We start from the raw sequence: 10,489 nt of genomic DNA, 5'->3' as shown, positions 1-10,489 counted from the left end.
GCTCCGGCATCCGGCTTCCGCCCCGGGCATCCGCCCCCGGGCTTCCGCCCCGGCATCCGCCATCCGCGCCAGTGCATGCYCAGATCTCGTCTGCATGCCCACCCAGCCTGTCCCGGCATGCACCAGCGATCCGAGCATGCATCAGCCATTCGCTGCCCGGCGCCCGGCACCCGCTCTTCGGCATCCGTCCCCCGACATCCGCACCAGTGCATGCCCAGATCTCGTMTGCATGYCCAYYCAGCCWGTYCCGRCATGCACCAGCTATCCGAGCATGCACCAGCTATCCGTCCCCGGCACCAGACCCCCCGCCCAGCCGTCCGAGCCCGCACCGCGAGCCCGCACCGACAGCCCGAACCGAGCCGCACCCGGCCCCGACAGACATGAAAGAGCCCCCCGCCCGAAGGCGAGGGGCTCTCTGCGTGCCGCTCAGGTCACTCGTAGAGGACGGCGGCGATCTTGTCGTCCTCGAGGTTCGTGCTGTCGTACCAGTACGAACCCGTGTCGTAGAACTCGTCGACCGAGTCGCCGTTGGCCGCGTCGTAGGCCGCCTGCACGACCTGCGCGCCGATGCCGATCGGGTCCTGCGTGATGGCGCCGGCCATCGTGCCGTCCTTGATCGCGTTGATCTGGGCCGCGCCCGAGTCGAAGCCGACGATCTTGATCTTGCCCTTCTCGAGACCCAGCTCGTTCACCGCGTTGACGATGCCGATCGCGGAGCCCTCGTTGGTGCCGTAGATGCCCTTGAGGTCGGGGTTCGCGGCGATGAGGGTCTTGGCGATGTCAGCCGACTTCAGGTGGTCGCCGTCGCCGTACTGGATGTCGACGATCTCGATGTCGGGGTAGTCCGACTCGATCTTCTCGACGAAGCCGTCACGACGTTCGACACCGGTCGAGTTGATCTGCGAGTGGCCCACGATCGCGACCTTGCCCGATCCGCCGATGAGCTCCGCCATGTGCTCGGCCGCGAGCGCTCCGGCGACCTTGCTGTCGGTGGCGGCGAGGCTCAGGCCCACGTCGCCGTTGCACGGGGCGTCGAAGTAGACGACCGGGATGTCCTTCGACTTCGCCTGCTCGAGCGGGGCGACGCACGCCTCGGGGTCGAGGGCGGCGTAGGCGATGGCGTTCGGGTTCTTGTCGATGGCGCTGGTGAGCATCTCGAGCTGCTGTGCGATCTCGGTCTCGGCGGCCGGTCCCTCGAACGTGATGCGCACGCCGAGCTCCTCGGCCTTCTGCTCCGCGCCCTTCTTGACGGCCTGCCAGAACTGGTGCTGGAAGCCCTTCGAGACGAGGGCGATGTACATCTCGCCGTCGCCGCTGCCTCCGCTGCCGCCGCTGCCTTCTTCGATGACGTCGCCACCGCCTGCACAGCCCGCGAAGACGAGGGCGGATGCGGCCACGAGTGCCGCGAATGCGGTCTTCTTGCCGAATTTCATGGAAACTCCATTGTTCTCTGTGGTGGGTGCCGGCCGGGGCCGACGGTTGGGGGTCAGGTGCGCTGGCGGTTGCGCAGCGAGTCGAGGAACACGGCGAGCAGCACGACGATGCCGACGACGATGTTCTGCCATTCGGTCTGGATCGACATGATGCGCAGGCCGTTGACGAGCACGCTCATGATGAGCGCGCCGATGACGGTGCCGAGGATCGAGCCGCGTCCGCCGAGCAGCGAGGTGCCGCCGATGATCACGGCCGCGATGGCCTGCAGCTCGTATCCCATGCCGATCTGCGGCTGCGCCGAGTCCAGTCGGGAGGCGATCACGATGCCCGCGACACCGGTGAAGGCGCCGGCGAACATGTAGATGAAGATCGTCCAGCGGCGGGTGTTCACGCCCGAGAGGCGGGTGGCCTCCTCGTTCGATCCGATCGCGAAGGTGTAGCGACCGAGCAGGGTCTTCGACAGCACGAGCCACGCCACGACCGCGAGGGCGGCGGTGATGAGCACGGCGTTCGGGATGCCGGGGACGATCACGCCGAGGGCGATCTTCTTGAAGTCGGGGGCCGAGGTCGAGAAGTAGATCGGCGCGACGTTCGAGATCACGAGGGCGAGGCCGCCGGCGATCATCATCATCGCGAGGGTCGCGATGAACGGCGGCAGGCGCAGGAACGTGATGTTGATGCCGTTCACGAGTCCCATCAGCACGCCGGTGAGGACGCCGCCGATGACGCCGATCCACACCGGCAGCCCCATGTTCGTGACGATGACGCCGGTCATCACCGCGCACAGCGCCATGCCGGTTCCGATCGACAGGTCGATGCCGCCGGTGATGATCACGAAGGTGGTGCCGAGGGCGAGGATGCCGATGACGGCCGTCGACAGCAGCACGGTCGCGATGTTGCTGAACGTGAAGAAGTTCGGGCTGGCGATCGAGAAGAACAGCACGAGCACGATCAGGGTGCCGAACGCGAGGGACTGCTGGACCTGGCGCTTCAGGAAGCCGGCGACGTCGCGCTTGTCGGTGTTCTCGTCGACGGCGGTCTGGATGATCGTCGTCGTGGACGATCCGTTCTGCGGAGCGCTCATCAGTCTTCCTCTCCGTGGGCTGCGAGTTGCATGATCTTCTCCTGGCTGGCGTCCTCGTTGCGGAGTGTGCCGGTGATGCGTCCGTTGGCGAAGACCGCGATGCGGTTCGCCACTCGGAGGATCTCCGGCAGCTCCGACGAGATGACGATGATGGACTTTCCCTGATCGGCGAGCTGCTGCATCAGGCGGTAGATCTCCTCCTTCGCGCCGACGTCGATCCCTCGGGTCGGCTCGTCGAAGATGAGGATGTCGCAGTCGCGCATCAGCCACCGGGCGATGACGACCTTCTGCTGGTTGCCTCCGGAGAGCAGCTTGACGACCTGATTGACCGAGGGCGTCTTGACGCGCAGCTGCTGGACGTACTCCTTGGTGCGGTTCTTGGCCTTGCCGTCACCCATCCAGCCGATCCCGTTCGCGTACGACCCGAGGGAGGCGAGCACGGTGTTGAACGTCACGTCCTGCTCGAGCATGAGGCCGAGGAGCTTGCGGTCCTCCGAGAGGTAGCCGACGCCGTGCTTCACGGCATCCGCGGGCTGCGTGATCCGCACGTCGCGGCCGCCGATGGTGATCGTCCCGGCGTCGCGGTGGTCGGCGCCGATGATGGCGCGCGCGGTCTCGGTGCGCCCCGCGCCCATGAGGCCGGCGAACCCGAGGATCTCGCCCTTGTGCAGCTGGAACGACACGTCCTTCAGGAGCGTCTTCGTCGACAGGCCCTGCACGTCGAGCACCACGGGGTCGTTCGCGTGCTCTCGAGCCTGCGGGCGCGTTCCCTCGTCGATCACGCGGCCGACCATCATCTCGATGATCTTCGGGATCGTGATCTCCTGCTTGTCCAGTGATCCGATGTATGTGCCGTCTCGCAGCACCGTCACGCGGTCGGCCAGGCGACGCAGCTCGTCCATGCGGTGCGAGATGTAGACGATGCCGGTACCGGAGGAGCGCAGCTGCTCGATCAGGAGGAAGAGCGTCTCGACCTCGGAGTCGGTGAGCGCGGAGGTCGGCTCGTCCATGATGAGCACCTTGGCGTTGAAGGACAGCGCCTTCGCGATCTCGACCATCTGCTGCTCGGCGACCGTGAGCTCGCCGACCAGCTGCCGTGGGTCGAGGCGGATGCCCAGTCGCTGCAGCAGCTCGGCCGTCTGCGCGTTGAGCTTGCGCTCCGACAGGAACGGCCCCGTGGTGGGCTCGCGCCCCACGAAGATGTTCTGCGCGACCGTGAGGTCGGGCATCAGGTTCAGCTCCTGGTGGATGATCGTGATGCCGAGCTGCTGCGCCTGCAGCGGGCTGGTGAGCTCGACCTCCTCACCCTCGAACGTGATGGTGCCCTCGTCCTTGGTGTAGATCCCGGAGAGGATCTTCATCAGCGTGGACTTGCCCGCGCCGTTCTCTCCCACGAGGACCAGCACCTCGCCGGCGCGCACCTCGAGATGCACGTCCTTGAGCGCCTGGACACCCGGGAATCCCTTGCTGATCCCCTCCACTCTGAGAATGGGGCCACTCATGGGCTCACCTGCTTCCTTGAAGGTCGTATCGCGATGCCTCTGCGGGTGGAAACATCGGATCAATTCTGCGTCCTACGGTACCCTCACCGCAAGATGTACCTAAATGTATCTAAGACGGGCGTCGGAAGGGAAGACCTGTAATAACAAGTTGGCCACAGGTTCGCCGATGCCGAGGGATGCCGACGGATGCCGACGGATGCTTCGGAGGATGCCGTCAGTGCAGCCGGATGGAGTCGACCGCGACGAGCTTGTCGCGGATGTACGCGTTCGCGTGGGCTCCGAGCTCGTCGTTGTCGGTCCACAGGTTGCGCCAGATTCCCAGCATCCGGCTGAGGTCGGGGGCGACCACCGCAGACGAGAAGGATTCGAACACGATCGGCCCGTCGTAGTCGATCCGGCCGAGCGCCTTGAAGAACGTGTCGAAGTCGACCGTCCCGGTGCCGAGATAGCCGCGATGGCTCTCGCCGATGTGCACGTAGCGGAGGCTCGGAGCCGCATCCAAGACGGGCGCGAACATATCCGACTCCTCGATGTTCATGTGGTACGTGTCGAGGTGGATGCCGAGGTTCGGCCGGTCGACAGCGGCGAGGTAGTCGAGCGCCTGGCGCGCGGTGTTGAGCACGTTCGTCTCGTAGCGGTTCACGACCTCGAGGGCGACCGACACCCCGCGCTCGGCCGCGTGGTCGGCGACGCGTGCGATCGTGCGGCGGCTGCTCTCGAGACCTTCGGGAGTGACCGGCTCCATGTACTTCTGCATGGCGCTGTAGATCACGCCGCAGAAGTGCGTGCCGCCGAGGTCGGCGAGCACGTCGACGGCCCGCAGGAGCAGCGCCTCGCCGGCCGCGACGACCTCGGGATCCGAGCTCGTGACGTCCGTCGCCCCCGACAGCCCCAGCGATGCGCTCACCGCCAGACCGTGCTCGTCGAGAGCGCTCTTCGCGGCGGCGACGTCGAACGAGAAGGGATCCATCAGGGGGAACTCGATGAGGTCGAATCCCGCCTGCTTGGTCTTCTCGACCGAGAGACGGATGCCGTCGGCGTCGAAGTGTCCGGTCCACACGAGTCCGTGGCATCCGATGTTCATGAGACCTCTCAGAGGCGGGTGTCCGGCACCGTCGCCTCGGGAACTTGGCACGTTACAAGTTCGCGTGGAGGACACGCTATGCGCCGCGTGGAACGGCTGTCAAGCATTTTGTTGGAACGTGCCAATCCCTGCGTTACTGTGATGTCCATGCCAGCCAGCGTCAAAGACGTCGCCGCCCTCGCCGGAGTGTCGTCGTCGACCGTCTCGAACTACCTGAACCACCCGCACGTGCTCGGCGAGGCCAGCGCCGAGCGGGTGCGCTCGGCGATCGAGCAACTCGGGTACGTGCCCAACGAATCGGCGCGGCAGCTGCGCGCGGGCTCCAGCAAGGCCCTCGCTCTCATCCTGCTCGATGCGTGGCTGCCGTACTTCCACGAGCTGTCCCGCGGGGTCGAGGACGTCGCGCGTGAAGGCGGATGGTCGCTGTTCTTCAGCAACAGCAACCGCGACGCCGCTCTCGAACGACGCAACATCGACATGTTCGAGGCGCACCGCGTGCAGGGCATCGTGATCTACCCTCTCGACGACGTGGTGCCGCGGCTCGAGCTGCTCGCCGACCGCGGCATCCGCTCGGTCGTGGTCGGGCCCATCCGCGAGTCCGCCACCGTCGGGTCGATCCTCTTCGACGACGTCGGCGGCGGGCGACTGGCCGGCGAGCACCTGCTGTCGCTCGGCCGCCGCCGGATCCTGTTCATCGGGTCGCCGACCGTCAGCCAGTCCGAGGATCGCCGTCGCGGCCTGCGCGACGCCGTCGCCGGGTCGTCCGCCACCGTCGACGAGCAGGACGTCGCGCACCTGGCGACCGAGGACGGCCTGGAGGTCGGCGCCCGGATCGCGGCGCTCCCGGCATCCGAGCGCCCCGACGCGATCTTCGCGGCGAACGACATGGTCGCGATCGGCGTGCTCACGCAGCTGCTGCGCCACGGCATCCGCGTGCCTGAGGACGTCGCCCTCGTCGGCTTCGACGACGTCGCCCAGGCGCACCAGACCGTCGTGCCGCTGACCAGCGTGCGGCAGCCCGGCTACGAGATCGGCCGGGCCGCGGGCGCGGCGCTGCTGCGACAGCTCGCCGATCCGGCGGCGCCGCTGCCCGAACCCACGCCGTTCGCGGCCGAGCTCGTCGTGCGCGAGTCGACCGTCGGGCGCTGAACGCTCCGTCCTGGTACACACCTCAGCAGGAATTCGGGTCAGAGCTCATATCGAGGCCGATACCCGTCGCCTGGGCGCGCTCATGCTGAATCGTGCACGACGTCGGGCCGGAATCAGAACGGCTCAGGCCGGGATCAGCCCTTCCGCCGCGAGCTCCTCCCACAGTGCGGCCGGGATGTCGAGCGCGGCGTACTCCGCGTTCTGCCGCAGCTGCACCGGCCGACTCCCGCCCACCACGACGGACCGCACGGTGTCGGACCGGAGCGGGAACTGCACGGCCGCCGCGGGAAGCGGCACGTCGTGTGCGGCGCACACCCGGCCGATGCGCTGCAGGCGCTCCCACAGCTCGTCGGGCAGCTGCCCGTACTCGTATCGACCGTCGCGCCGCGGCTCGCTCGACGCCAGCAGTCCGGAGTTGAACACGGATGCCGCGACGATGCCCGTGCCGGTCTCGCGGCAGGCCGGGAGCACCTCGGCCGATGCCGGCTGCTCGAGCAGCGTGTACCGCCCCGCGACCATGACCAGGTCGAGGTCGGCCGATCGCACGGCCGCCGCGAGAGCATCCGACACCATCGAGCCGATGCCGACGGCCGCGACCTCCCCGCCGTCGCGCAGCTGCTCGAGCGCGGGCAGCGCCTCGGCGAGCGCGAGGTCGAGGTCGTGACGCTCCGGGTCGTGCAGATACAGCAGGTCGATGCGCTCGATGCCCAGCCGTTCGCGCGATTCCTCGAGGGATGTGCGGATGCCGTCGGCCGAGAAGTCCCACTCGCGACGGAGGTCGTCGGGCACGTGGAAGTCGTTCGCGGTGTCGAGGCCGCCGTCGTGGTCGGGGTTCGGCCGCAGCAGCCGCCCGACCTTGGTCGACAGCACGTACTCGTCGCGCGGCTTCGTCTGGAGGAACGCTCCGAGACGCCGCTCCGACAGGCCGAGGCCGTAGTGCGGGGCGGTGTCGAAGTAGCGGATGCCGCTGTCCCACGCCGCCTCCAGCACGGCCCACGCGTCGTCGTCGCTCAGCGCGCGGAACAGGTTGCCGACGTTCGCGGCGCCGTATCCGAGGGCCGGGACGTCCAGCCCGGGGGCCGACACGCCACCCGTCGGACTGTTCTGCGGCCGACGTCCGTCATCCGGTGTGTCGGCCCCCCGGATGGACCCGGTCCCGCCGTCAGACGCCGACATGCTCGCCCGTCCACGTGTAGGTCGCGACGCTGTCGGCCTTCATCTCCATACCGGCGCCGGGCTCGGTGGGGGCCATGTACGACCCGCCGCGGATGTCGGTCGGCACGACGAAGTGCTCGTGCAGGTGATCGACGAACTCGATCATGCGACCCTCGCGCGTGCCGGTGACCGCGACGAAGTCGAACATCGACAGGTGCTGCACGGCCTCGCACAGGCCGACGCCACCGGCGTGCGGGCAGACGGGCACGCCGAACTTGGCCGCGAGCAGGAGGTTGGCGATGTTCTCGTTGACGCCGGCGACGCGGACGGCGTCGATCTGCATGACCGAGATCGCCTCGGCCTGGAGCAGCTGCTTGAAGATCACCCGGTTCTGCGCGTGCTCGCCGGTCGCGACCCGGATGGGCGCCACGCCGCGGGCGATCTCCGCGTGCCCCAGCACATCGTCGGGGCTCGTCGGCTCTTCGATCCAGGCGGGGTGGAACTCGGCGAGCGCGTTCACCCACTCGATCGCCTCCGACACCTCCCATCGCTGGTTGGCGTCGATCGCGATGGGGAAGTCGGGACCGCAGACCTCGCGGGCCTTGCGGAACCGCCGGATGTCGTCGTCGAGGTCGGCGCCGACCTTGAGCTTGATCTGCGTGAAGCCGTCGGCCATGGCCTCGCGGGCAAGGCGCTCGAGCTTCTCATCGGAGTAGCCCAGCCATCCGGGGCTCGTCGTGTATCCGGGGTAGCCGGTCGCGAGCAGCTCGGCCTCGCGGTCGAGACGGCCGGGCTCCGCCGCGCGCAGGATCTCCAGCGCCTCCTCCGGCGTGAGTGCATTGGTGAGGTAGCGGAAGTCGACCAGGCCGACGATCTCCTCGGGCGTCATCCGGGCGAGCAGCTGCCAGAGCGGGAGGCCGGCGCGCTTGGCCTTGATGTCCCACAGGGCGTTGATCACGGCGCCGATCGCCATGTGCATGACGCCCTTCTCCGGGCCGAGCCAGCGCAGCTGCGAGTCGCCGATGATGTCGCGGAACGTCCCGCCCATGTCGTCGAGCAGCGGCTCGACCTCCCGGCCGACGAGATGACCCGCGAGCGCGTCGATCGCGGCGACCTGCACGTCGTTGCCGCGCCCGATCGTGAACACGAAGGCGTGCCCCTCGACGCCGTCGCCGGCATCCGTCCGCACGATGACGTATGCCGCCGAGTAGTCGGGGTCGGGGTTCATGGCATCCGACCCGTCGAGACTCAGCGACGTGGGGAAGCGGATGTCGGTCGTGTCGAGGGCGACGATGCGGCTCACGGGTTCCTCTCGGGCACGAGTCGGGGATTCGTGCGGATCCCTTGGAGTGTAAACATCGGATGTCTATACTGTCAACGAGACCGGGCCCCCAGCTCTGGATCCGCAATCACGATCACCCCACCGATCAGGAGAGACATGAAGTTCGCACGTCTAGGCGCCGTCGGCGCTGAGATCCCCGTCCTCGTCGAGGGCGATCGCCACCTCGATCTCCGTTCGCTGACATCCGATGTCAACGGCGACTTCCTCGCCTCCGACTTCCGCGCACGGGTCACCGCCGCACGAGACGCCGGCGAGCTCCCCGAGCTCGGGAACGCGTCCGCGCTGCGCATCGGCGCGCCGATCGCACGCCCGAGCGCGGTCATCTGCATCGGCATGAACTACGCGGCGCACGCGGCCGAGTCCGGGTCCGAGCCGCCGAAGATCCCGATCCTCTTCCTGAAGACGCCGAACACCGTCGTCGGACCGAACGACACCGTCACGATCCCGCGCGGCAGCGTGAAGACCGACTGGGAGGTCGAGCTCGGCATCGTCATCGGCACCCGCACCGCCTACCTCGACTCCCCCGACGAGTCGCTGGCGCACGTCGCCGGCTTCGTGCTCGCGAACGACGTCTCCGAGCGCGACTTCCAGATGGCGGTGTCCGGGGGCCAGTGGTCGAAGGGCAAGATCGCGGCCGGATTCAACCCGACCGGTCCGTGGCTCGTCACGCCCGACGAGATCGACCACCGCGCGCTGGGTCTGCGCAGCTTCGTGAACGGCGAACCGCGCCAGGACTCGGACACGAGCGACATGATCTTCACCGTGGAGCACATCGTGCACCACCTGTCGCAGTACGTGACGCTCGAGCCCGGCGACCTCATCCTCACCGGCACCCCGCAGGGCGTCGCCCTGTCGGGCGACTTCCCCTACATCGCGCCGGGCGACGTGGTCGAGGTCGAGATCGACGGACTCGGCCGGCAGCGACAGGAGTTCGTGGCATGGGAGGCGACCCGATGAGCGGCGCACTGGACGGACTCGTCGCGATCGTGACCGGCGGCGCATCCGGCATCGGCGCGGCCATCGCGGCCCGCCTCCACACCGACGGCGCGCAGATCGCCGTGCTCGACCGCGACACGACGGGGGCGGATGCCGCGTTCGCGGCGTTCACGGCCGACGTGTCGGACAGGGCATCGGTGGACGCCGCGGTGGATGCCGTCGCCGAGCGCTTCGGCCGCATCGACATCGTGGTGAACAACGCCGGCGTCGGCGCCCAGGGCGACATCTCGGCCAACGACGACGCCGAGTGGGCCCGCGTGCTCTCGATCAACGTGACCGGCATCGCCCGCGTGACCTCGGCGGCGCTGCCGTGGCTGCGGAAGTCGCCCAGCGCGGCCGTCTGCAACACGGCATCCATCGCCTCCACCACCGGACTCCCGCAGCGCGCGCTCTACAGCGCGTCGAAGGGCGCCGTCTCGGCGCTGACCCGCGCGATGGCCGCCGACCACCTGCGCGAAGGCATCCGCGTCAACGCCGTCAATCCCGGGACGGCGGACACCCCCTGGGTCGGGCGCCTGCTCGACTCGGCCGACGACCCCGCCGCCGAGCGCGCGGCGCTGGAGGCGCGGCAGCCGCACGGGCGCCTGGTCTCGCCCGACGAGGTCGCCGCCGCGGTCGCGTACCTGGTCTCGCCGGATGCCGGATCGACGACCGGCACGTTCATCGAGGTCGACGGCGGCATGGCGCAGCTGCGCCTCCGTCCCGTCGGCAGCTGACCGCCCCGGGGCCCGGTCTGCGGTCAC

General features: G+C 68.5%; 9 protein-coding genes. 3 read left to right on the top strand and 6 right to left on the bottom strand.

Translation table 11 applies throughout. The features are described from left to right. Positions 1 to 431: 431 nt before the first annotated feature. The 4 genes from A4X16_RS17310 to A4X16_RS17295 all read right to left on the bottom strand — a co-directional run bounded on the left by A4X16_RS17310 (position 432) and on the right by A4X16_RS17295 (position 5,104). Positions 432 to 1,433, bottom strand: a complete 1,002-nt coding sequence (locus A4X16_RS17310; RefSeq protein WP_067123268.1) for an ABC transporter substrate-binding protein — start codon at positions 1,431 to 1,433, stop codon at positions 432 to 434. Between the two features lie 53 nt (positions 1,434 to 1,486). Beyond that, positions 1,487 to 2,518 carry an ABC transporter permease gene (locus A4X16_RS17305; RefSeq protein ID WP_197491875.1) on the bottom strand — a complete coding sequence of 344 codons (1,032 nt, stop codon included), beginning with the start codon at positions 2,516 to 2,518 and terminating at the stop codon, positions 1,487 to 1,489. Then, positions 2,518 to 4,020 carry a sugar ABC transporter ATP-binding protein gene (locus A4X16_RS17300; RefSeq protein WP_067123265.1) on the bottom strand — a complete coding sequence of 501 codons (1,503 nt, stop codon included), beginning with the start codon at positions 4,018 to 4,020 and terminating at the stop codon, positions 2,518 to 2,520. Before A4X16_RS17300 ends, A4X16_RS17305 begins: the two co-directional genes overlap by 1 nt. A gap of 214 nt (positions 4,021 to 4,234) precedes the next feature. Beyond that, positions 4,235 to 5,104 (bottom strand): sugar phosphate isomerase/epimerase family protein, encoded by an 870-nt coding sequence (locus A4X16_RS17295; protein WP_067123262.1) that lies wholly within the window; start codon positions 5,102 to 5,104, stop codon positions 4,235 to 4,237. Positions 5,105 to 5,251: 147 nt separating this feature from the next. Between A4X16_RS17295 and A4X16_RS17290 the strand changes: the two genes are divergently transcribed. Beyond that, positions 5,252 to 6,253, top strand: a complete 1,002-nt coding sequence (locus tag A4X16_RS17290; protein WP_067123303.1) for a LacI family DNA-binding transcriptional regulator — start codon at positions 5,252 to 5,254, stop codon at positions 6,251 to 6,253. 123 nt (positions 6,254 to 6,376) lie between these two features. On the opposite strand, the gene A4X16_RS17285 is transcribed toward A4X16_RS17290, so the two are convergent. After that, positions 6,377 to 7,339: an aldo/keto reductase gene (locus A4X16_RS17285; protein WP_067123260.1), complete on the bottom strand. Its 963-nt coding sequence runs from the start codon at positions 7,337 to 7,339 to the stop codon at positions 6,377 to 6,379. Positions 7,340 to 7,415: 76 nt separating this feature from the next. After that, positions 7,416 to 8,711: an L-fuconate dehydratase gene (locus A4X16_RS17280; protein WP_067123257.1), complete on the bottom strand. Its 1,296-nt coding sequence runs from the start codon at positions 8,709 to 8,711 to the stop codon at positions 7,416 to 7,418. 135 nt (positions 8,712 to 8,846) lie between these two features. On the opposite strand from A4X16_RS17280, the gene A4X16_RS17275 reads away from it, so the two are divergent. Together A4X16_RS17275 and A4X16_RS17270 are read left to right on the top strand one after the other, a co-directional pair. Next, positions 8,847 to 9,707, top strand: coding sequence for a fumarylacetoacetate hydrolase family protein (locus A4X16_RS17275; protein ID WP_067123254.1), 861 nt, complete (start codon positions 8,847 to 8,849; stop codon positions 9,705 to 9,707). Next, a complete protein-coding gene (locus tag A4X16_RS17270) occupies positions 9,704 to 10,462 on the top strand; it encodes an SDR family NAD(P)-dependent oxidoreductase (RefSeq protein ID WP_067123300.1) in 759 nt (252 codons plus the stop codon). The genes A4X16_RS17275 and A4X16_RS17270 overlap by 4 nt, the downstream gene beginning before the upstream one ends. Positions 10,463 to 10,489: the final 27 nt, after the last annotated feature.

The organism is Microbacterium sp. H83 (assembly GCF_001650405.1).
GTDB lineage: Bacteria > Actinomycetota > Actinomycetes > Actinomycetales > Microbacteriaceae > Microbacterium.
This window is presented reverse-complemented; position numbering and strand designations above follow the sequence as displayed.